Origin of the sequence: Rhodococcus sp. IEGM 1306 (assembly GCF_036541985.1) — a bacterium.
GTDB lineage: Bacteria > Actinomycetota > Actinomycetes > Mycobacteriales > Mycobacteriaceae > Rhodococcus_F > Rhodococcus_F qingshengii.
Window position 1 is genome coordinate 87,046 of sequence record NZ_JAZHFF010000007.1, and the last position, 20,716, is coordinate 107,761.

General features: G+C 62.7%; 18 protein-coding genes. 8 read left to right on the plus strand and 10 right to left on the minus strand.

Features of this window, described 5'->3' with window-relative positions:
- Positions 1-58: 58 nt before the first annotated feature.
- The 3 genes from V3587_RS20560 to V3587_RS20570 all read left to right on the plus strand — a co-directional run bounded on the left by V3587_RS20560 (position 59) and on the right by V3587_RS20570 (position 3,168).
- The gene (locus V3587_RS20560; RefSeq protein WP_283377114.1) at positions 59-751 is read left to right on the plus strand and encodes a TetR/AcrR family transcriptional regulator; all 693 of its coding nucleotides are present in this window, start codon (positions 59-61) and stop codon (positions 749-751) included.
- A 145-nt stretch (positions 752-896) separates the two neighbouring features.
- Positions 897-2,330, plus strand: a complete 1,434-nt coding sequence (locus V3587_RS20565) for a lipase family protein (protein ID WP_283377115.1) — start codon at positions 897-899, stop codon at positions 2,328-2,330.
- Positions 2,331-2,469: 139 nt separating this feature from the next.
- The gene (locus V3587_RS20570) at positions 2,470-3,168 is read left to right on the plus strand and encodes a type 1 glutamine amidotransferase domain-containing protein (protein WP_030537402.1); all 699 of its coding nucleotides are present in this window, start codon (positions 2,470-2,472) and stop codon (positions 3,166-3,168) included.
- 81 nt (positions 3,169-3,249) lie between these two features.
- Here the strand turns inward: V3587_RS20570 and V3587_RS20575 are convergent, their stop codons facing one another.
- From V3587_RS20575 to V3587_RS20585, 3 genes are read right to left on the minus strand one after another with little or no spacing between them, the layout of a single operon-like run.
- A complete protein-coding gene (locus V3587_RS20575) occupies positions 3,250-4,554 on the minus strand; it encodes an HNH endonuclease signature motif containing protein (RefSeq protein ID WP_283377116.1) in 1,305 nt (434 codons plus the stop codon).
- Between the two features lie 59 nt (positions 4,555-4,613).
- Positions 4,614-5,468 carry an alpha/beta fold hydrolase gene (locus V3587_RS20580; RefSeq protein WP_192712716.1) on the minus strand — a complete coding sequence of 285 codons (855 nt, stop codon included), beginning with the start codon at positions 5,466-5,468 and terminating at the stop codon, positions 4,614-4,616.
- On the minus strand, positions 5,465-6,097 hold the full coding sequence (locus V3587_RS20585; RefSeq protein WP_234552371.1) for a TetR/AcrR family transcriptional regulator: 633 nt from the start codon (positions 6,095-6,097) through the stop codon (positions 5,465-5,467). Before V3587_RS20585 ends, V3587_RS20580 begins: the two co-directional genes overlap by 4 nt.
- Before the next feature lie 68 nt (positions 6,098-6,165).
- On the opposite strand from V3587_RS20585, the gene V3587_RS20590 reads away from it, so the two are divergent.
- The gene (locus V3587_RS20590; protein WP_007730212.1) at positions 6,166-7,599 is read left to right on the plus strand and encodes an amidase; all 1,434 of its coding nucleotides are present in this window, start codon (positions 6,166-6,168) and stop codon (positions 7,597-7,599) included.
- Here V3587_RS20590 and V3587_RS20595 read toward each other — a convergent pair.
- The 4 genes from V3587_RS20595 to V3587_RS20610 are packed head-to-tail and all read right to left on the minus strand — an operon-like array spanning position 7,596 to position 9,568.
- Positions 7,596-8,231, minus strand: coding sequence for a DUF5701 family protein (locus V3587_RS20595; RefSeq protein ID WP_065456500.1), 636 nt, complete (start codon positions 8,229-8,231; stop codon positions 7,596-7,598). The two genes, V3587_RS20590 and V3587_RS20595, sit on opposite strands and share 4 nt — an antisense overlap.
- Positions 8,232-8,241: 10 nt before the next feature.
- Positions 8,242-8,886 carry a TetR/AcrR family transcriptional regulator gene (locus tag V3587_RS20600; protein ID WP_065456501.1) on the minus strand — a complete coding sequence of 215 codons (645 nt, stop codon included), beginning with the start codon at positions 8,884-8,886 and terminating at the stop codon, positions 8,242-8,244.
- A complete protein-coding gene (locus V3587_RS20605; protein WP_007730221.1) occupies positions 8,874-9,137 on the minus strand; it encodes a hypothetical protein in 264 nt (87 codons plus the stop codon). The genes V3587_RS20600 and V3587_RS20605 overlap by 13 nt, the downstream gene beginning before the upstream one ends.
- Positions 9,134-9,568, minus strand: a complete 435-nt coding sequence (locus V3587_RS20610; RefSeq protein WP_054188289.1) for a hypothetical protein — start codon at positions 9,566-9,568, stop codon at positions 9,134-9,136. Before V3587_RS20610 ends, V3587_RS20605 begins: the two co-directional genes overlap by 4 nt.
- A gap of 140 nt (positions 9,569-9,708) precedes the next feature.
- Here V3587_RS20610 and V3587_RS20615 point away from each other — a divergent pair, with 140 nt between their 5' ends.
- Positions 9,709-11,037, plus strand: coding sequence for a diacylglycerol/lipid kinase family protein (locus V3587_RS20615; RefSeq protein WP_064113570.1), 1,329 nt, complete (start codon positions 9,709-9,711; stop codon positions 11,035-11,037).
- Here V3587_RS20615 and V3587_RS20620 read toward each other — a convergent pair.
- The 3 genes from V3587_RS20620 to V3587_RS20630 form a co-directional block, all read right to left on the minus strand.
- Positions 11,018-12,403, minus strand: coding sequence for an FAD-binding oxidoreductase (locus V3587_RS20620; protein ID WP_283377117.1), 1,386 nt, complete (start codon positions 12,401-12,403; stop codon positions 11,018-11,020). The genes V3587_RS20615 and V3587_RS20620 overlap by 20 nt on opposite strands.
- A 118-nt stretch (positions 12,404-12,521) precedes the next feature.
- Positions 12,522-15,917, minus strand: coding sequence for a BTAD domain-containing putative transcriptional regulator (locus V3587_RS20625; RefSeq protein WP_283377118.1), 3,396 nt, complete (start codon positions 15,915-15,917; stop codon positions 12,522-12,524).
- A 76-nt stretch (positions 15,918-15,993) separates the two neighbouring features.
- Positions 15,994-17,439, minus strand: a complete 1,446-nt coding sequence (locus V3587_RS20630) for an MFS transporter (protein ID WP_118605927.1) — start codon at positions 17,437-17,439, stop codon at positions 15,994-15,996.
- A 173-nt stretch (positions 17,440-17,612) separates the two neighbouring features.
- Between V3587_RS20630 and V3587_RS20635 the strand changes: the two genes are divergently transcribed.
- The 3 genes from V3587_RS20635 (at position 17,613) to V3587_RS20645 (ending at position 20,715) form a co-directional block, all read left to right on the plus strand.
- Positions 17,613-18,272: a response regulator gene (locus tag V3587_RS20635; protein ID WP_050654977.1), complete on the plus strand. Its 660-nt coding sequence runs from the start codon at positions 17,613-17,615 to the stop codon at positions 18,270-18,272.
- Positions 18,269-19,963, plus strand: coding sequence for a two-component system sensor protein (locus V3587_RS20640; RefSeq protein ID WP_030536202.1), 1,695 nt, complete (start codon positions 18,269-18,271; stop codon positions 19,961-19,963). Before V3587_RS20635 ends, V3587_RS20640 begins: the two co-directional genes overlap by 4 nt.
- A gap of 74 nt (positions 19,964-20,037) precedes the next feature.
- Complete coding sequence (locus V3587_RS20645) at positions 20,038-20,715, plus strand: GAP family protein (RefSeq protein WP_168798812.1); 678 nt, start codon at positions 20,038-20,040, stop codon at positions 20,713-20,715.
- The last annotated feature ends 1 nt before the right edge of the window (position 20,716 follow it).

Consider the following 20,716-nt stretch of genomic DNA (forward strand, 5'->3'; position numbering starts at 1 on the left):
TCGTGCTGCAGTGCCGGTGCGCCGGTAGTGGTGGTGAAGGAACTTTGCAGCAGGTCAGATGCGTTTTGTGTGCGGCGCGATGCCGCATACTCTGGCAGACGTGGCAATTGCTGAAACAGACAGAAACTACGGCGGAAGGTCGGTCGCGGCTCGCAAGGCCGAACGCCGTTCTCTCTTTTTGAATGCTGCTCTCAGCGTGTTTGCAGACCAGGGGTATGCCGGAAGTTCGGTGGCGGATATCTGCGCGTCCGCGAGTCTGGCCAGAAGGCAGTTCTACGACGAGTTCGGTAGTCGCGAGGATCTACTCCTCGCGCTGTATGACCAGATCCAACTCGACGCCAGAATTGCAATGGTCGACGCACTCGATGCAGAGCCTTCGGTCAATCTCCGTGACAAGGCAGCGACGGCCATGGCCGCCTTCGTCGAGTCGGTCGGAAGTGACCCACGACGCGCACACGTTGCCTTCATCGACGTCGTAGGTGTCAGTCCCCGGGTGGAAAAGCATCGTGTGGACCAACGTTCGGTCTGGGCAACATTTTTCGAGTCGATCATCAAAGGGATCGTGGGCGAAGATTACGAACCGCCAGGTGGTTACCGGTTGGCGTCCACCGCCTTCATCGGCGCGCTTACCGCGCTGGTGCACCAGTGGAGCACTGCGGAGCCTCGTCCTCCCGTGTCGGTACTGGTCGATCTGATGACGGTGCTCTTGAATGCGTTGATCGACGACGCGCCCCTTCACGCCGACGAATAGGTCACGAACACCAGGGGATTGTAATCCAGCCCACAACGCTCTACTCTCGTCCTCAATGTGTTAGACACTCGCATCTAACTTGTGTGCTAGTGATGAGAACTGCGGCAACACAAGGCAATCTGTGCTTTTCCGGGGAGGAATTGGTATGGGACGACGCTGGACAACTGACCGACAATGCGGGGGCCTCGCAATTGCCGTGATTGCAGTAATCGGGCAGATCGGACTTTCGGCACCTGCCTCAGCGGCACCGGACGAAGGTGTTCCCGCCCAAATTCAGGTCCAGCCTGCCCTGCCGCCTGCGGTTGCACCGCCTTTGCCTGAACTGGACCAGGCCTTCTATGAACCGCCTGTCGAGGTCGTCGAATCCAGGGAACCGGGTGAGATCATCGCCGCTCGTGCGGTGAATCTCGGTACTCTCAACCTGATTCCGACCAACGTGGATGCGTGGCAGATCTCGTATCGATCCAATAATGCTGCGGGCGAGGCAATTCCTGCTGTCACCACAGTGATCAAGCCGCGTGGCGACACTCGCGATGGAGGCCCGCGCCCGCTGCTGTCCTTTCAGATGGCAGAGGATTCACTCGGAAACTACTGCGCACCTTCGTATGTCATGCAGCAAGGCGCGTTGCCGTGGCTGGTGACGGGCGCTGCGACCGGTGGGGCTCAATTCCTCGAAGTGCAGGCGGCACTGGCGCAGGGTTGGGCATTGTCGGTGCCCGATCATCAGGGACCCAATTCTTCCTTCGCCTCCGGCCCCGTCGCGGCCCGGATCACGCTCGACGGTATTCGTGCTGCTGAGAACTTCGAACCCATGGAGCTGCAAGGGCGGTCAACTCGCGTAGGGCTGCTCGGCTACTCGGGTGGATCGATTCCTACCGGTCACGCAGCTGAAATACGGCAGGCGTACGCGCCGGAACTGAATATCGTCGGAGTCGCCGAAGGTGGTGTTGCCCCGGATCTCGGCGCTTTGCTCGACAATGCCAACAACGCTCTCGGGGCCGGGATCGTCGCTGCCGGTGTAATCGGAGTGAGCCGAGAAGATCCTGAACTTGCAGGTTTCATCGATCAGCACATAAACCCTGCCGGCCGAGCGCTTTTCGCTGCCAAGGACAACCTGTGCATGCTCTGGACGTCGGCTGCAGTGCCCTTCCTCAACATCAAGGGCTTCCTCGATGTCCCGGGAGATCCGGTCCAACACCCCACGGTGAGAGCTGCGCTCTCCCGAGCTGCCATGGGTAAGTCTGTTCCTGACGTGCCGATGTACATCTATCAGTCGAATCCCGACTGGTTGGTGCCTGTTGGCCCGGTGAACAAACTTGTCGATACCTATTGCCAAGATCCTTCTGCGAGTGTCGTTTACACCAGAGACCACTTCAGTGAGCATGTCAGCATGGAAGTCGTCGCTTTGCCGAGTGCTCTACTGTGGCTTCGCGATCGGTTCGCTGGTGTGCCTGCTCGGCAGGGATGCAGCACCTTCGACGCTGGATCCATGGCGCTTGATCAGAGGACCTGGCCAGTCTGGGTGGATGCGGTCGGTGAACTCGTCGCAGGCCTGTTCGGCAAGCCGATCGGGACCTGACGGGTGACGTGATTCTGCGGTGGTGAGGAATTCTCACAAGGGCAGCGTGTTGCACTGACTGGACGTTATTTCATTGATCGGGCCTTGAAGATGGTGTCTTGTCACCAATGGGTTCCTTTTACCGACGAAAGGTTGCGCGATGACAAAGCTGTTGTTTGCGGTGACTTCTGCAGATCACTGGACGCTGAAGGACGGAACACCCCACCCGACCGGGTACTGGGCGGAAGAACTGGTCGAGGCGCATCGCGTTTTCGTCGACGCCGGCTACGAGATCGTGATCGCGACGCCTGGCGGTAAAGCTCCCGTTGTGGACGAGGGAAGCCTGGCGCCCGAGGTGAACGGCGGGCAAGAAGGCGCCGACCGTATGCGCAAGTACATCGCCGATCTGCAGCCGGTGCTCGATTCGCCGGAGATTTTGGAGAACGCCGATGCTGCCGATTACGACGTGGTCTTTGTACCGGGTGGACATGGACCGATGGAGGATCTTGCGGTGTCGGCATCCTTCGGTGAGCTTCTCGTGAACTTCTTGGACGCGGACAAGGTGGTCTCGGCGGTCTGTCACGCGCCGGCGGCACTCCTGCCGGCCCAGAGACCCGATGGAAGCTGGCTGTTCGACGGCTATCAGCTGACCGCGTTCACCAACGAAGAGGAGACGCAGGCTGGTCTGGCGGACAAGGCTCCGTGGCTGCTCGAAACTCGCCTACGCGAATTGGGCGGCAAATTCTCGAAGGCTGAGGCGTGGTCGCCTTATGTCGTGGTGGACCGCAAGCTCTACACCGGTCAGAATCCGGCGTCGTCACGGCCTCTCGCCGAGCGGATTGTCGCCGACTTGGGCTGAGCATGTCTTTTGGCGCCGCATCGAGGTCTCCTCGATGCGGCGCTGGTCCGTGTTCTGTTGTCGCCAAAGAGGTTTGACCTCTCAGGTTTTGAAGGTGGTGTTCGCCGGTCGCGGGTGCTGCTGCGGGTCGATCGAGGGTGGCGGGATGAACCAGGGTTTGTTGTCGACTCCGATCCGAATCGCCCACTTCCCGACGAACCCGGATTTGCGGTGCATCAGCCGGTGATGTGAACGGCACAGCAGGACCAGGTTGTTCATCACCGTCGGGCCACCGTTCGCCCAGTGCCGGATATGGTGCGCATCGGTCCACGCCGGTACACATGTGCAACCCGGGAACGCACAGCCTCTGTCTCGGGCAATCAACGCCACTCGCTGTTCGGCGGTGACCAACCTCTTCCCTGGTTTCGCATCGAGCGGCGCGCCGTGATCGTCGAGCAGGACGGTGGAGAGGAAACAATCACACCCGAGAAGCCTGGTCTGCGACACCGAGAGTGGTCCGAGCCAGGGCATGTGCCCGACATCAAGATCCGACACAGCCATTCCACCACCATCGGGCGAGGGTGTGGCGGCGCAGTCTCGGTGCTCAGCGAGATCACGGGCGTTGATGTGCACGTTCACGTGCGGGCGCTGACCACCGTCGGTGCCGGTTTTGGCGCAGTCGAGGTACCGGCGGATCAGTTCGGTGAACCCGTCGGCCGTCCGCTTGGCCGCCGACCGAGAATCCGGGGTTCCGTCCGGTGCCGGGGTCGGCATCGTCAAATTCGACAACGCCGACAACAACATTTCACCGGTGAGGGCATCGAAATCACCACGCACCACCACCCGACCGTTCAACGTCGACGCGATCCGCAACTCATTGAGATCGACATCCTCGGCGGGCGGGATCTCATCGGATTCGAACAACCGCTCCAAGGTCGCGATCACGTTCCGCACCTTCGTCGTCGTCGCCTCCACCCCCGACGCAGCCGCCAACAACAAATCGATACAGCGAGGGAGCGCGGCGTCCGGCATGCCTTTCGGTGGTGATTCACAGAACGCCACGATCAACACCGCGTGCTCGAACGAGCAATCCCCATCATCGAAGCCTGCCGCCACCGCCGGAAACGGCCGCAAAGCTGCACCCAACGCGGCGATCTTCTTCCCGTCCCGAACCTGCAGCATCGTGTTCGCCGCCAACCACGCACCCACACCGCGGCTCGCAATCACCTGATCATCCGGGCGCAACGACAACTCGTCCACCACCGCCACACGAACGGCCTCGAGGCGCAGAATCTCCGCACTCGCCTCGACAGCAGCAGCACGCAACTCAGCAGCAGACAACTGCCACAACCGTCCGCGTAACCCCACCGCAGAACCAGACACCACATCCGACAACAAGACACTCATTGAATCCCCCGATCCCCTCCCCAAAGGATACTCGAACACACGTTCGAGTCAAGAGGGAATTAGGCGAGGGCGCGAAGGAGTGGAGTGGGGTCGGCGACGACGAACAGATGGCCGCCTCCGTTGATCTCTTCGAAGCGAGAGTCGGGAATCAACGAGTGTGCCCAGCGGGCTACTTCGACGGGTACGTTTCCGTCGTCGGTTCCGTGTAGGAAAACCGTTGGTACCGAGATCGATTGGAAGAGTCCAGGCACCTCGTGGCGATACCGAGCCAAGTCGACAACCCCTGCGGATCCACCCTGTGCGATCCCTTCGGATGAATCCAACTGGAGAGCGGGGCGATGTACCTCGTCGGTCATGACGGCCTGATCGGCGGCCGGCCAGATCGAGACTGAGTCGCTGCGTAGCTTGGAGAACACTCCGGTTCCTGCGAGCATTGCGCCGGCCACGCGGGGAGCCCAGTTGGCGGCAAAGTACAACGCAGATACCAGTTTTATTCTGCGTCGCAAAGTATCTCGCGGTGCCCCGGGGATCATGGCGCACGCCAGCACCAGTTTCGAGACTCGTTCGGGAACGGCTGCAGCGACTGCGAGCGCGTAACCGCCGCCTCCGGAGAAACCCATTAGTGTGGCCGAGTCCAACTCGAGGTGATCGACCAGGGTGACGTAGTCGTCGTCCCAGGAATGAAATCCCTTGTCCGTGTACGGATCCGTGCGTCCGAAGCCGGGTCGATCGGGGACTATCAGCCGTATGCCTGCCGTCGAAGACGCGTTGTGGAGTGAGAGCCCTTCGTATCGGCTGCCAGGTGATCCGTGGGCCACGACTACCGGGTTGCCAGTCGGATCGCCGTACTCGCAGAATGCGATACGACGCCCCGACGCGTCGCGAATTTCGGTTGTGGTCACGCTGCTCGTCATGATGTGGTTCCTTGCTGCGCGATCGACGCCACACCGTCCAGGATGAGGGCGACTCCGAACTCGAACCTTCGGGTGGGATCGTGATGAAGTGCGAACACCGATGCCTCGCGTCGATCGGCAGGTGCGCTGTCGAAAGCGCCGCGTCCCAATTGAATTGCGACGTGTCCGGTGACGAAATCATGCAGCGCGCCGTATGCGTACGTGGCCTGCTCGTCCTCGAGGCCGGCCAAGGAAAGGGCGCTCACGACTCGGTGGGCGGTATCGTCGGCCCCGGGTGCTTCCAGTGATGCCTGCCGATGGGCTTCCAGGACCAGGGGATGGCGCATCAGGAGATCGTGGAGGCCGTAGGCGAACGTGCGGGCAACCCCGCGCCAGTCGGTCGGCCAGTCGATCGACGAGACGGCTTCGCCTACGAGAGTCGAGATCAGATCTCGCCTCAAGGCGTCGATACCGCCGGTTGTGCGGTGGACGGACATCGGCGATATGCCGAGTCGTTCGGCGAGCACTCGAAATGACACCGCATCCAGGCCGTCCGTATCGGCGATCTCTGCCGCGGCATCAAGAATCTGTCTGTGACTCAATGCTTTTGGTCGACCAGCCCTTGCAGAGTTGGTGGATTCGGATACCATGCTGACAACAATAGCGATACGCGTATCGAAATTACAAGTGTCCATCGACCTCCAAGGAGCGCTGCCCGATGACCGATCTCCATCAACTGTCCGCCGTCGAACTTGCCGGTGTGATCGCCGCCAAGCAGGTCTCGATTCCCGAAGTCACCAGGTACTTCGTCGACCGTGCGACCACTGCCGATGACGTCGGCGCCTTCACGACGATCGCCGGGGAGCACGCTGTCGCCCTCGCCGAACAAGCGCAGCGCAGGTTGGACGAGCGGGACGCCGGGCCCCTTCCGCGGCTGTTCGGCGTTCCGACGGCAATCAAAGACCTCGATGCAACGCGCGGCATTCGCACGACCTTCGGATCGGCGCTCTTTCGCGACTTCGTGCCGGACGCTGACGACGAGATCGTCGAGGCGATCCGAGAAGGTGGGTTGATCGACATCGGGAAGACGACGGTGCCCGAGTTCGGGGCAGCCTGTTACACCGAGCCGGAAGTCGCTCCGCCTGCTCGCAGCCCGTTCGATCGCACGCGGAGTGCCGCCGGCAGCAGTGGCGGCGCTGCTGCCGCCGTCGGCGCTGGTCTGGTGCCGTTTGCACAGGGAAGTGACACCGCCGGTTCGTTGCGTTCGCCGGCAAGTACGTGCGGAGTCGTCGGCCTCAAGCCGAGCCGCGGTTTGATCACGATGGGCGTGGCGGGGCATGACAACTTCGGATTTGCGAGCAAGGGGCCGATCGCCCGGACAGTTCGCGATACCGCTGCGCTGCTGGACGTTCTGGCGACGCGACCCGGCGCCGGAACTATCCACCCGCCTCGGCCGAAGTCGTTCGAAGAGTTCGTCGTACAGGCCGGGGGAGTTCGGGCTCGCCCCTTGACCGTCGCTCTTGCTCACGGATCGGTCTCCGGCGGAGCCGTGGATGCGCAGCTCTCGGCTGCTGTATCGAAGGTTGGGTCTGTGCTGGAGGGTCTGGGCCACAACGTGTTCGAGCGACCGCAGGCTCGCGATGACATTTTCATCGATGCTTTCGTCAAGATGTTCTCGTCTTTGGCGGGAACCAAGCCGATCCCGGAGGAGTACGAACACCTTCTGCGTCCGATAGTGCAACACTTGCGAGTTCAAGCAAACGAGGTGCCTTCGGGCGAGCTGGCCGCGGCAATCGGAATTGTTCAGGCCTGGGCGCGGCGATGGAGTCTCGACTACGCCGACGCCGACCTTGTTGTCACTCCGACTGTGACGAAGCCGCCGCTTGCGATCGGGGAGTTGCGCAACGACGAAGATCCCGCGACCGAACTGATCGACATGGTCGCTTTCACCGGAAACACCGTCGTCGCCAATGCAACCGGTTTCCCGTCGATCAGTCTGCCACTCGGTTGGACGGAAGACGGCGTTCCACTCGGCATCATGATCTCGGCGAAATGGGGTTGCGACGCGGAATTACTCTCTGCCGCTGCAATGCTCGAGGCCGAGATGCCGTGGAAGGATCGGTACCGATTCGACCGCGCAACCGTGCTCTAGTTCGGGAGCGGTACCCGGTCGCTCGCCGATGCGAACCCCAACCACGTGTGGCGGTTACCCCACCAGCACCACCCGACTTTCGGGGCGTTGCGGTTGTCTTTGCCGTCGCGACCGGTTCCGTTGCTGATCCACACGGCGGGAGTTCTGGTGTCGAAGGATCCGTCAGGTTTGCGCAGTCGGGAGCCGATGGTCATGAAACACTTTCCGCGTTCGAGAATGTCGGGGCGCTGCAACAGCCAGTGGATGCCTTCGGTAAGCGTCAGCGGCGTACGGTCTGCGTCGACGATTGCGGGCAATGCTTCGTCCGGGCTCCAGTTGGCCAGGTGATCCCCGCGGTCGACTCCACTGAGCAGATGTAATGGGCTTTCGGGCAGCGTTGCCTGCTCGGTGGGGGCGAACAGATCGACGTCCGCCATGTCGACAACTATGAATCCGCGCTTGTTCTCGAGCTCGAGCAGCGGAGTCAGAACTGAAGCCGGAGCCAGTTTTTCGTGCACGGTGAGTAGTCCGACATCACCGTGCCCGGTTGCGGCCTCCTTGACTTCGCCGGCAGAAAGTCCGGCCAACTCGTGAACACCGAGTTCGATCAATCGCTCGGCCTGCTGATCGATGGGCGGGAGGTCGAAATGCATATCTGCGATCCTACCGATCGTGAGCAGAGCGATCGGAGGGTTCGGCCGCGAGGGAAGTCGGCCACGCAACGCCCAACGCGCGCATGATGAACGGGACGGTGGTCGCTACGACGGCGTCCACTCGGTCGCCGGCCATGAGCATCGGGCGTCGGCTTTCCACGCAGGCGAGGATGAGTTGCGCGGATGCGGCAGCATCGGAATCGACAAAGACACCGGCGTCGACACCTTCCTGGACGAGCTGTTCGACCAGAACCGACAGCGGGACAATATGTTCGAGGAAACTTTCGCGATCCTGCGCTGACAACAATTCGACCAACGCGATTCCTGTGAATCGTTGCAGTGAGAACTCGACGAGTGTCAGTTTGACGAGGATTTCGAGTCGGTCCACAGGATTCTCGCGGTCCGCGAGTTCACGCTCGGCCAGGAGTAGGAATCTATCCATCTCGCGGGTGGACCAGGCGAGCAGCAACGCGGATTTGTCGGGGAAGTAGTTGTAAACCGCTGTCCGCGAGACGCCGGCCGCCTGGGCCACGGTCTGCAGCTTCAGGTTTTGCCAGCCCTGCTCGTGAAGTTCGCGAATGAATGCGTCCAACATGGCTTCTCGGGTGGCGATTTTGTGCTCTGCGGTTGTCGCGCCACCGGTCAACTTCGGCATGGTCGATCCTCCTGGGTCTGATTCACGGTCACGGGGAGGTCGAACAGGTCCGCAACAAGGCGCGGATCACCTTGCCACATCGAGACGGGTGCGAGCATCATCTGCTGCGCGATCGAGCGTACGGATCGGCAGACCTCTTGTTCTTCGGCGAGTGTGAGCGTCGTGCGTTTGCGCAATCGCTCCATCTCCGCGGTAGTGAGATCAGTGATCCATTCCTCGGCTGCAAGCGAGAGGGGTGAATCCGGTGTCACGACCGATCCAACTCGGCACTGGAGAACCGCGAAGTCATCACGGACAGCGTGATGACGGCGACGACCGAGACGGCGTGTGCCGCCGCCAGCCAGAGCGACTCGGGTGCATGTTTGTGAAGGGTGGGCGCCATCAGCATGGCCATGAGGAGGGCGAGACTCGACAACATCGCGGGACCGTTGGGGCGGCCGACAAGCAGGCCGACCAGAAGAACGAGCGCGACGACGCTGCACGCCACATCTACAGGCGGGTACGTGGCCGGAACGATTCCGCTGACAGTGTCGGTGAAGTTCAGCCCGATCGACACCAACTGTGCGAGACCTGTCGCGCCGGCCAACCAGGCCGTCCAACGTAGTCCGTGGAGTCCGGCTTTCCGAATGCCAGTCAGGGTTCCTTCGGCGGATTCCCACGCTTCGGACGTCGGTGTTGTCACGGCTACTCCTTTTTATGACGAGGTGTCGTCATAAAGTAGCAGTGCGTGATCGCGAGATTCTTGCCGGTAGGTGACTGGCCTGCTTCGAAGGGATAGCGTCGAAGTACCGGCCGAAATGACAATCGCGGGGAGGTGGCTCGATGACGACCTCTGCCCACACGGATCGGCCCTCGTCGAAACAGAGTTGGTTGGCGCGCGCAGCCTTCGCGGCCCTGGTTCTTGCAGTCGCGGTGCTCCTGATCTTCGCCGGACTGAAAACCTTGACCATGCTGATCCTGGGGATTGGTGGGGTGGTCGTGTGCGTCGTAGCCGTGTACTGGTTTCTGACCACCCGCGGATTCCTCCGCTGGCTCTCGTTGGCCGTGGCGGTTCTGACGCCGATCGTGGTGCTCACCTTCCTGGTCCGAGAACGCCTCCTGTGGGTGGTGCTCCTTGCGATCGGGTTGTTCGTCGTAGCCGGTATCTTCGCTCGCACCGCCTTGGAGGGGGAGGAGAAGGAATTGCCGGTTGTCGAGCGAACTGCACCGCCGCCCGTCAAACCGTTCTTCGTGATGAACCCGAACTCCGGCGGTGGCAAGGTCGAGAAGTTCGACTTGAAACGCAAGGCCGAGGAACGGGGGGCCACGGTCGCACTGCTCGAGGGGCCCGAGAAGATCGACGTGACGGCCTTGGCCAGGCAGGCGGTCGCGGACGGCGCCGACCTACTCGGTGTTGCCGGTGGCGACGGAACGCAGGCACTGGTTGCTGCTGTCGCGGCCGAAAACGACCTGCCCTTCCTCGTCGTCAGTGCGGGAACGCGCAACCACTTCGCCGCGGATCTGGGGCTCGATCTCGAGGATCCATCTCGGTGCCTCGACGCGCTCGTCGACGGCGTCGAGGTCACGGTGGATCTGGGAAACGTCGGCGGTCGAACTTTCGTCAACAACGCATCGTTCGGGGCGTACGCCGAGGTAGTCCAGAGTCCGGAGTACCGCGATGCCAAGACCAGCACCTTCTTGCAGATGCTCCCGGATCTCCTCGCCGGACGTGCCGGAGCGGTGCTGACCGCGCGCTCCCCGAGCGTGTCCGCGGTGGGTCCACAGGCTGTGCTGGTCAGCAACGGCCCGTACGAGATGAACGACCTGGCGGGGCTCGGTCATCGGCCGCGATTGGACAGGGGCACTCTCGGAATCGTCGCGATCTCCGTCAGCAGTGCCCGTCAGGCCATCGGGTTGCTCCATAGGGCGCATCAACACGGTCTGGCTCAGGGCACCGGATTCGAGGTGATCGTCGACGCCGACACCGACGAGATTCCGGTCGGCGTCGACGGCGAGGCGCTGGTGATGCCAACTCCGGTCAGGTGCACGGTCAGTCCGCAGGCGCTGAGGGTCAGAGTCCCCCGAGATCGACCGGGTATCCGTCGCCCCCGGCACGCCTGGGATCTGGTCCGGTTGCGAGAGTTGGCGAAGTTCAGGAGATCCGGCGCATGACCTGACCGACGGCCAGGACTCCCTGCGGATCATGCGTGTCCGCCAAAGCGCTCAGCCAGTGAGCGGTGTCCTCGTCGTAGGTGCGGGCGATCTTCTCCGGGTCGACGCTCGGCGCGAAGTTGGGCAGTGCATGCCCGTTCGTCCATGGCGCCATCGTTCGTCCGAGAGTCTCGGCGTGCGGGACTACCGCGTCGACCATCGGTGGGGCAAGAACTCCGACGGTGAACAGCGAGAAGGCAGCGTCCCGATGGCAGAAGGCGCTGCGGTGCTCAGGTTCCCGTGCGAGGGCGCCCCCGAGGAGACGTAATTCGACGACGGTTTGGGGTGAACCGGATCCGGGGCCGGCAGCGGCCAGCAATGCGTCGACGGCCTCGTGTGACAGCTCGTTGGTCAATGCCGTGGATTCGTGCGTCGGCATCGGGTCGACGGGATCGGCGTGCACTGCCCCGAGGGCGGCATAAGGCAGCACACCGACTGCGTCGATGAAGGGCGTTGCGATTGAACGGATTCGGTCGATCAGTGACTTGGCATCGGATTCCTCGGCAAGACTTGCGAATCTGACCGCGACGGTGAGCCTGCCGGCCAGCGGTGGCGGAACCTGTGGAAGGGGTGGAAGTTGCAGAAAGGCAAGAGAGGTCGAGCTGTGCTCAGGCAGGTCGGCGCCCCAGTCCAGCCAGGCGTGCGCGACCGCACTTGCATCTGCGCCGTCGAAATAGAGTGCACCGCCGTAGAAGTGGGTGACCGGTAGTAGGTCGATCTCGATGGCTGTGACAATGCCCAGTGTGGCCTTGCCGCCGCGCAGTCCCCAGAACAATTCGGCATGTTCGTCGGGGGTGACATGAATGAGTTCGCCACTGCCGGTGACGATGTCGAACGAACGAACGTGATCCGACGAGAGCCCGTACGTGCGCACCATCGGGCCGATGCCGGCGCCGGTGAGGAAGCCGGCGACTCCGACCGTGGGTGAAGAACCTGCCAGTGGCGCCAAGCCGTGGGGTGCGGCAGCGTCGATGACGTCCTGCCAGATCAAGCCCGCGCCGATTCGGGCAGTGCGGTTTTCGGGGTCGACGACGCACTCCGTGAGCCTGCCGGTGTGGACGAGGAGAACGTCACTGCCGAGAGGGACCGCGCCGTGGCCGGTGCGCTGAACACCGACGCGCAGACCCAACTTCGCCGCGAATCGCACCGTTGCGGCAATGTCTTGCGCGCTCTCGACTGCCACCACAGCGCCAGGCGCGACGGGAAACGCTGCATTCCACGGAATCGCCAACTCGTATCCCGTTTCGCCAGGCAGGGAAACGGAGCCGGTCACCTCTGCGCGCAGTGATTCGACCGCGGCGTCGAGCGTGGGGGTCTGAAGGTTCATGGTCTTCCTTTCCTTATCCGTCTTTCGGTCAAGGGAAGGATGTCCGAACAGGCTTGGGTGGTTCTTGACGTATGTATCCCGAGCGGATCCAAGTTTTATCCAAGCGCATTCTCGCAGTTCAGGGCCATGTCGATCGCGCTCGTTCAGCTACGCCCCGCATGCCGAGTGTCTCCGATTCGGCCGCCACTTCCGTCAGCTCCCGTTCACGTTCGGCGGACGGCTCTCGAAGCTGCGCCCGAAGCAGTCGACAGCGCAGCAGTGTTGGTGCTCCACCGGAGCCAGTTGCGATCTTCTCGGCCTGATCCAGGAGAGTCGATGCCTGCTCGACGTGACCGAGAAGCGCGTGCAGCCGAGCGGAGGCTTCGGCGACCGAGCCCAGTTCACCGACATGGCCCACCGTTGCGATGCAGCCGGTGTGTGGCGAGAGAAGTTCGATGAAGGTGTCGGCGTATTCGACCAGTTCCAGATCTGCCACGACGCGTGCAAGTAGTGTCTGGTGTCCCAATGTCGTCCACGTCTGTGGCCCGCGATTGATCAGCCACTTCTTGATGCCGTGGGAAGTGGCCTCGCGCTCGCCTCGGGCGGCGTCGATGGCGATGGTCCACGAATCAGGTTCCACGACACCGGGATCAGATTCGGCCAACGCACCTCGCTCCCATTCCAGAGTGTTGAACGCCAGATCTGCGCTGCCAGCGGTGTACAACTCCGTTTGCAGATGGATCTGCCTGGCCGTCTCGTACTGCCGGCGGGCTTGCGCGAAGTCTCCGTACCATTCGGCGAGAGTTGCTTCCATCCAGCGTAATTGGACCCGAACCACCGGGAGTCTCAGTAGCTCGCAGCCGATGATCCCCTGCCTGACGTGTTTGACGGCAGCATCGACATTGGCCAGATTCATCTCCGTCATGCTCGCGACGGCGTGTGCGACGACGCTGTCGACACGCGATTGTTGGTGCGGCAGTTCGAAAAGCTCGCGCAGTAGGCGCATGGACTCCGCGCTGTGCACCGCGACTCCGGAGAAAAGCAGAATCCGTCCGAGCAGCGCGTCCGCGATCACATCCGGATCGTCGAGTTCGCGGGCGATGTCGAGAGCACGGGCGCTCCATCGATTCGGGATCTCGGCTTCGGGGTGGTAGCAACTTCCCACCGCCAGCGCAGCAAGAACCCGTGCGTGAGCTGACCTGTCGTTCTCGACCAAGGGCTCGACCGCCGCGAGCCGTTCGAGCAGTGGTCCCGGATCGGTACCGTAGGAAACCCACGGCCACGCACCGGCGGCCCGAAGTAATGCGCCTGCCAATCGTCCGACGGCGGAGGTTCGCCCCTCCCGAACAGCCTCGAGGAGACCGGCATTGACGACGTCGAGAACTGTCTGCCCTCGACCTGCGCGGGCGAGGGCCTCGACTCTGGCCACCAGCAGGTCGTCCCGATCGTCAGCGGATTGCTGGGACACCGGAAGTAAGTCGAACGCGCGGACAGCTGCCTCCCACCACTCGGCCGCGGTCTCCGAACTCCACCGATCGGTCGCATCCTGAGCTGCAGCCGTGCATGCCTCCAGAACGACGAGTGGATCGACCAGGGGAAGTGCCGACATCAGATGTTGCGCGCGGCGGCTCAGCCGGTCCGGATCGGAGGAATTTTCGAGCACTTCGGCAACTCGGGCATGTATCCGCTGGCGACGAAGCGTGGGTATCGCCTCGAGGACTTCGTCTCGGAGAAGGCCGTGAGCAAAGACGTAACCGCCGTTTGCCGAGTCCGCGACGATGATTCGTTCATCAGCAGCCGCGTCGAGATGGTCGGCGAGAGTGTCGACATCGAGACGGGTGGCTGCGGCCAGTGTGTACACCTCGATGGCGTCGCCGATAACTGCGGCAACCCGAAGATCTTGCAACACTGCCGGTTCGACTGCGGCAAGGCGTCGACCGAGGACAGATCGAACGGCGACGGGGATGCCGTCGCCCAGTCGCTCGTTCCGGGGAAGCCTGGCGTACTCCGAGACGAACAGCGGGTTGCCGCCGGTTCGTTCCGCCAGGGTTCGCGCCTCCGCGTCGTCGAGCGTGTCCCCGGAGACGCACCTTGCGAGTGTTGCAACCTCGCCCTGCGCGAGCGCCGGCACAATCATGGTTCGGTTTCCTTCGCCGTGGAGTACGGCTTCTTCGAACTTGCGCACTGCCGGCCCGACTTCCAAGTCTCGGAGCGTCGACACGAACCAGACTCTGGCACTGGTCATTGCGCCGACCAGGTAGGTCAGGCAACGAAGGGACGTGGGATCGGCCCATTGAATGTCGTCGATGACGACGGTCAACAGTGCATCTTTCGCCGCAGCTTCGATGGTGGTGCGAACCCGTTCGTAGACGGCAAATCTCGCTTCGTCCGGATCGATGTCCGTCGGCGGCGTCAGTACGAAATCGGCGTCGGCTCCGAGTTCCCGAACCAGTCGGCGGATCGGCCACCACGGCGGCGTTCCGTCGTCCTCCGGGCAACGTGCCCAGACGGTGGCTCCTCGAATGGACGTTGTTCTCGACGAACACTCCTCGGCGAATCGTGTCTTGCCGATGCCGGCGGGGCCGGTCAAGATCAACCAGCGAGGTGAGCCACGGCGAACGTCGTCGAGCATCTTGTCGGCGACAATCGTCTGAGCGTCGCGCCCGACGAACAAGCGTGAGGAATCCGTCTCGAGCATCGCTGCTACGGCTGGGGGAGAAGCCGGGACCGAAACTTGTTCGGCCCCCGTCCATCCCGGAGTGCGCGGCCAGGCGGCCAGGCCGGGTTCGTGGCGCAGGATCGCGCCTTGCAATGCTGTCAGCTCCCCGCCGGGCTCCAGTCCCAGCTCGGCGTCGAGCCGAGACGCGTGTAATCGAAACTGTTCCAAGGCTTCCGGTGACCTGCCCGCCCGATGCAGGGCAACCATTCGCAGCCAGCAGGTCCGGTCGCGGAACGGGTACTCGCCACAGAGTTGAGCAGCTTCGACCAGCGCGGGTGCCAGGCGCCCCAGAGCCAGAAGCGCCGTTATCCGGGTCTCCCGGCACTCGGTCCGCACTTCCTCGAAGGCTGCGGCTTCCACCTCCACCCAGTGCGCGTCGTTCAGGTCGTCCAGAAGCTGCCCCCGGACCGAGGCGAGGGCACGGTCAGCGGTCGTCAAAGCCTCCTGCCACCGTTCGTTCTCAGCGTGTTGTCGCGCCGTTTCGGCGTCGTCGAGAAACACCGACAGATCGACGTCTGCCGGAGCGACCTCGAGGACATAGCCAGGCGATTGACGCACTATCGGTGACGCCGTACCGGTTTCGACGCGTAGCGCTCGGCGCAGGTTGGAGATATACGCCTGGATGCTTGCCATCGCACTCGCCGGTGCGTCGTCGTGCCAGAGAGCATCGATCAGCCGGTCGGTGGAGACGACGCGACCACGGTTGAGCAGTAGAACGGCAAGGACCGTTCGTTGTTTTCGAGGGCCCAGATCGATCACGTCGCTCGTCGCCGGACCCCGTGCGACCTCCAACGGCCCGAGCAGTCGATAGATCATCCGTTTCCCCTCGTACCTGCGGACGCAGGACGGTTCGATTCTAAGGAGCGAAATTCATACATGCAGGACAAAACGGTCAACTAGTTCTCGTCAACATCTGCTCGGATTCCTCGGAAAGAGTCTGGTTGACGCTGGTAGTGCGCAGCGTCGCCGCACAGACCAACGCACCGAGAGCTGCGATGAAGGCTGCGACAAACAGAGCCAACCGAAGTCCACCGACAAAGTCGTCCGGTGGTCCGCCGGGCAGCATCGACTGCGCCGGAAGGAAGGCGCCGAGCACGGCAACCCCGACTGCGATGCCGGTCTGCCGGAACGCGTCGTTGATCCCTGCGGCCAATCCGGAATGGTTCGAAGTGCTTTCGCCCAGAACCAACCCACTCATGACGGGGTTGAACACCCCGGCCCCCACGCACGCGACAACAAATCCGGGAAGTATCGCGTACGGCGAACTGGTCACGTCGACGACGGTCATCATGACCAGCCCCACCGAGACGAGTAGAAGCGAGCACGTCAACGAGACCGAGACGGGGATGCGCCCGTCCAATTTCGCGGTGGCGCCCGCGACGACGAACATCGCTATCGTCGCCGGTAGATACACCAGGCCGGCGTCCACGGGAGACAGATGCAGCACGTTCTGCAGGTAGATGGTCGTGTAGACGAACACCGCGAACAGGGAGGCGGAGATCGAGAACGCTGCGATCTGCGCTCCGGCGAAGGCCCGATTGGCGAGCAGATGCGGGGGCAGCATGGGCTCGGTGGTACGAAGCTCGTGCAGGGAGAAACCGATCATGGCGGCCGCGGCGATCACCGCGGCGATCATCGGCTGCGGCTCGAACCACCCATCCTCGTTACCGCGTAACAAACCGAACACCAGAGCTGCCAGGCCGGTGGACACCAGAATCTGCCCGGGCACGTCCGCGCCGCGAGGTCGAGGATCGCGTGACTCGGGAACCCACCGCACCGTCATCGCCAGTGTGATCAACCCGATCGGAACGTTGATCAAAAAGATTGCGCGCCAATCCAACAACTCGGTGAGCAACCCGCCCACCAGTGGGCCGACGGCAAACGCGCCCCCGATCGTGGCGCCGTATGCAGCCAGAGCAGTCGCGCGCTGGGGACCCTTCTCGAACACGTCCGCCAGCAAGGCAAGTGAGCAGGCGAAGAGTACGGCACCGCCGATACCCTGAGCGGCCCGCGCGAGGTCGAGCACCCAGATGTTCGGCGCCAGAGCGCAGAACAGAGATGCCGTGGTGAACCACAGGATGCCGATGATGAAAACATGGCGTCGACCCCGTCGGTCTGCCCACGATCCGGCGCTGAGAACCACCGTCGCCAATGCCAGCGTGTACGCGTCGATCACCCATTGCAGGGCGCTGACTCCGGTATCGAGATCGGATGCGATCGACGGCAGGGCGGTGTTGACGACGGCGATGTCGAGCATGAGCATTGCGGTGCTCACGCATACTGCCAGCAAAGTGGCTCGTCGTACTGCGGTGTTCTTCGGGGTGATCGGTGCGGTCATGGCCCGTCCTGATGGTCGAAGGGGTGTGTACTCGGAACACCCTGCGCTCCGACGCTTGGGACATATCGGGCGAAATGCTTGGAACCCGCATGGTTGATAACTGCCGTGTTACTCGGAATCCGTCACCACCTGCTCGGTCGAATACGCACTCTCCCAACGGTTAATCTCTGGTCATGGAGACCAGCCAGTGGGTGCGACGGGTGTTGGTGGTGGAAGACCAACCACTGATGCGTGCGCTCGTCGGTGACACGCTCACACACGCCGGGTTCGTGGTCCATACGGCCGGATCGGCGGTCGAAGCGCTCACGGAGTTCGACGGATTCGATCCTGACCTCTTGGTCACGGACATCGACCTTGGCGTGCGGCCGAACGGCGTCGATCTCGCGAACATCGTCACCGTGAAGGCTCCGCATTGCGCGATCGTGTTCCTGACGAACTACCCCAACGCATCGACAGCGCCAGGTTCTGCGGGTGTGCCGCCGAAATCGCTGTTCGTGGACAAGGCGGCTGTCCAGTCGGCGGATCAGTTGATCGGCGTAGTGGAGGCCGCGTTGACGGAAACCGAGCCACCGACGCTCGGGAGTGATCCGGACTCCGCCTTGTCGAGCCTCACCAGATCACAGCTCGATCTTCTGCGTTACATCTCGCTCGGGTGGTCGAACAGCGCAATCGCAGCGCATCGTGGGTCCTCGATCCGAGGTGTGGAGAAGCTCATCGCGCGCACTCTCGAGAGCCTGGGATTGACGCACGATTCGTCCACCAATCCGCGAGTGCTTGCTGCGAGTATCTTCATCCGCCATTTCGGTGTGCCCGAAGTGACCGACTCGGTGTGAACCCGCGCGAGTGGTGGCTTCGTCTCGGTGATCGGAACATCGTCACCAAGTGGTCCTGGATTCTGACGCTGCCGTTCGCGGTGACCGTGATGGCCAACTACTACCTGTGTACCGGGGTGCGCGAAGTAGGCGTGATGGCAGTCGGCGCCTTCGCGACCCACTGCGTTGTCGGGGTGATGCTGCTGATGGCGAGGGCTGTTCTTGCAGCACACCGATCGCAGCTCGCAGCCCTGGCCCTGTTCGCAATGATCGGCGCGATCCGCCCGTTCGTCCTCGACGCGATCACCCGCTCGCTCGAACTCCCCGTCGACCCCAGACCGATGCTCGTCCGTGTGGCACTCAACGTCGTGTGCAGCGTTGTCTTCTTGTCGTTGACCGCCGTACTGGTAAGCGCTCTCCGTGACCGCCTCGCGCTGCAACGGAGTTTGAAGGTTGCCGGGGCCGCCGTCCAACTCCAACAGACCCGGGATCGATTCCGCCTCGGCCAAACCCGTGCGCAGTGTCGGCGAGAGCTCGAGCGCAGTATCGAGACGGTCATGCACGCGGTTGCTGAAACGGAACTCGAGGGAGTGCGAGGAGCAGCGCTCTTGAAGCGAATCTCGGACGACGTGGTTCGCCCGATGAGTCATCGACTGTTCCGGGAGATTCCCCCGATCGAATCACCGACGCCGACTGTGCGGCTGACGGCGAGAGATCGACTGATCGGCGTCGTACGCAGTGTTGAACCGGCGCCACTGTACGTACCGGTGTTCGCGTACACGGCACTGGTGACCGTCTACCTGCTCACGACTTACGGCGTGACGTTCACGGCGGTCCAGCTCGGCGTCGGTTTCTGGCTCTTCGTCGGTGGCAATGCGTGCGCTCGCCGAGTTGTCAGCAGCGGAGACGGCCCTCTGAGACGGATCGCGACTCTTTCTGCGGTGTACTGCTCGAGTGCGCTGATCAGCAGTACCGCGACGTGGCTGCTCCTGACGGTGTTCGGCCGTACCCCGACTTTCTATCTCTCGTCGATGGCCGTCTACCCGTTGGTTGCGCTGTCCGTCTGCCTGATCAGGGCTGCGGATACGCAGCGTCAGGACGAGGAGCGTCAACTCCGCAGTGCCCTGAGCCGGCAAGCGCTCGATGCAGCTCGTATCCATGCCGAGCTCATGCACACCCGACGTGGACTGGCCAGGTTGTTGCACTCGTCGGTGCAGGGCGAACTCGTAGCGGCCGCATGGTCTTCGGGCGCCGTTGCCGGTCGCCCAGTCGATGTTGCGGCAACCATTGCCCACATTCTCGACGGCTTGGAAAGCGACCTGTCTGCGTCATCCGATCAGCCGGCTGACTCCGATGCCCGAAAGCGTATCGATGATCTTGTCACGGTGTGGCGCTACGCAATTCCGGTCGTCAGTCACGTCGACGACGAAGTCTGGGCGGTGATCGGTTCCGGCTCCGCTCGGCTCGACAGCGTGGTGGAGATCCTGTCGGAGGGACTGACCAACGCCGTGAAACACGGTGCAGGAGGGCCCGTCTTCCTCGAGGTGACACTCGCCGATGCTCGGGCGGTAGTAGTGCGGATCAGTTCGCCGGGTCGGATGCCGGTGGCACGGGACTCAGGGATCGGGCTTGAATCGCTCGCCGGTACGGTAACGTCCCTCGAACTTGTCGAAGAGGAAGACCGGGTGGTCCTCACAGCCGTGCTTCTGTGACACCGTGAGTGGCGATGTCGTGGAGGCCGAACGTTTCGCCAATGGCCGGATTGGCCGCTTGTACGGTCGCAGAAATGGAATCGATTACTGCGCAGCTCATCCCACTCGCCACCGGCGTCGTCATCAGCCCGATTCCTCTGGTTGCGATCATCGCGATCCTGCTGTCCACTCGGGCGAAGGCAAATGCATTCGCGTACACCGCGAGCATCGTGCTGGCCGCGGCAGCGATCACAGCAGCGACGGCACTCTCGACCACCGGAGTGGAATCGAAGTCCAGCGGCAGCGCGCATACCGTCCAGACGGTGTTCGCCGTCGTGTTCACTGTCGGTTTTCTGGCGCTCGCGTACTCGAGTTGGCGTGGCCGTCCGAAAGACGATGCCGAGCCGGCGATGCCGTCGTGGCTGGCGCAGATCGACTCGATGCAACCGGGCAAAGCTGCGGTCCTGGGACTGTTGTTGACCGTACCCAACGCGAAGAACCTGCCGCTCGAACTCAAGGCAGGTTCGATCATCGGTGGCGGGCACCTCGGCTGGGTATCAGTGATCGCGTATTCCGTCCTGTTCGCGGTAGGGGCGTCCATCGCTTTGATCGTGCTGTCAGCATTGGCTGCCGTGCCCTCGGCGAAGGTGACCGATGCACTGAGCGCCACCAAAAGCACTCTGATCCGCCACAATGCAGCAATCATGACCGTTTTGTTCCTGATGCTGGCAGCATTGGAACTCTCGCACGTTGTCGAAGCCCTGTCGAAGTAGC

Bases quoted from the DNA above. Each gene is read 5' to 3' on its own strand.
- V3587_RS20625 (WP_283377118.1), bottom strand. From the start codon at position 15,917: ATGATCTATCGACTGCTCGGGCCGTTGGAGGTCGCACGGGGTCCGGCG.
- V3587_RS20615 (WP_064113570.1), top strand. From the start codon at position 9,709: ATGACGACCTCTGCCCACACGGATCGGCCCTCGTCGAAACAGAGTTGG.
- V3587_RS20570 (WP_030537402.1), top strand. From the start codon at position 2,470: ATGACAAAGCTGTTGTTTGCGGTGACTTCTGCAGATCACTGGACGCTG.
- V3587_RS20590 (WP_007730212.1), top strand. From the start codon at position 6,166: ATGACCGATCTCCATCAACTGTCCGCCGTCGAACTTGCCGGTGTGATC.
- V3587_RS20580 (WP_192712716.1), bottom strand. From the start codon at position 5,468: ATGACGAGCAGCGTGACCACAACCGAAATTCGCGACGCGTCGGGGCGT.
- V3587_RS20560 (WP_283377114.1), top strand. From the start codon at position 59: ATGCGTTTTGTGTGCGGCGCGATGCCGCATACTCTGGCAGACGTGGCA.
- V3587_RS20645 (WP_168798812.1), top strand. From the start codon at position 20,038: ATGGAATCGATTACTGCGCAGCTCATCCCACTCGCCACCGGCGTCGTC.
- V3587_RS20595 (WP_065456500.1), bottom strand. From the start codon at position 8,231: ATGCATTTCGACCTCCCGCCCATCGATCAGCAGGCCGAGCGATTGATC.
- V3587_RS20620 (WP_283377117.1), bottom strand. From the start codon at position 12,403: ATGAACCTTCAGACCCCCACGCTCGACGCCGCGGTCGAATCACTGCGC.
- V3587_RS20635 (WP_050654977.1), top strand. From the start codon at position 17,613: ATGGAGACCAGCCAGTGGGTGCGACGGGTGTTGGTGGTGGAAGACCAA.
- V3587_RS20600 (WP_065456501.1), bottom strand. From the start codon at position 8,886: ATGCCGAAGTTGACCGGTGGCGCGACAACCGCAGAGCACAAAATCGCC.
- V3587_RS20585 (WP_234552371.1), bottom strand. From the start codon at position 6,097: ATGGTATCCGAATCCACCAACTCTGCAAGGGCTGGTCGACCAAAAGCA.
- V3587_RS20630 (WP_118605927.1), bottom strand. From the start codon at position 17,439: ATGACCGCACCGATCACCCCGAAGAACACCGCAGTACGACGAGCCACT.
- V3587_RS20565 (WP_283377115.1), top strand. From the start codon at position 897: ATGGGACGACGCTGGACAACTGACCGACAATGCGGGGGCCTCGCAATT.
- V3587_RS20575 (WP_283377116.1), bottom strand. From the start codon at position 4,554: ATGAGTGTCTTGTTGTCGGATGTGGTGTCTGGTTCTGCGGTGGGGTTA.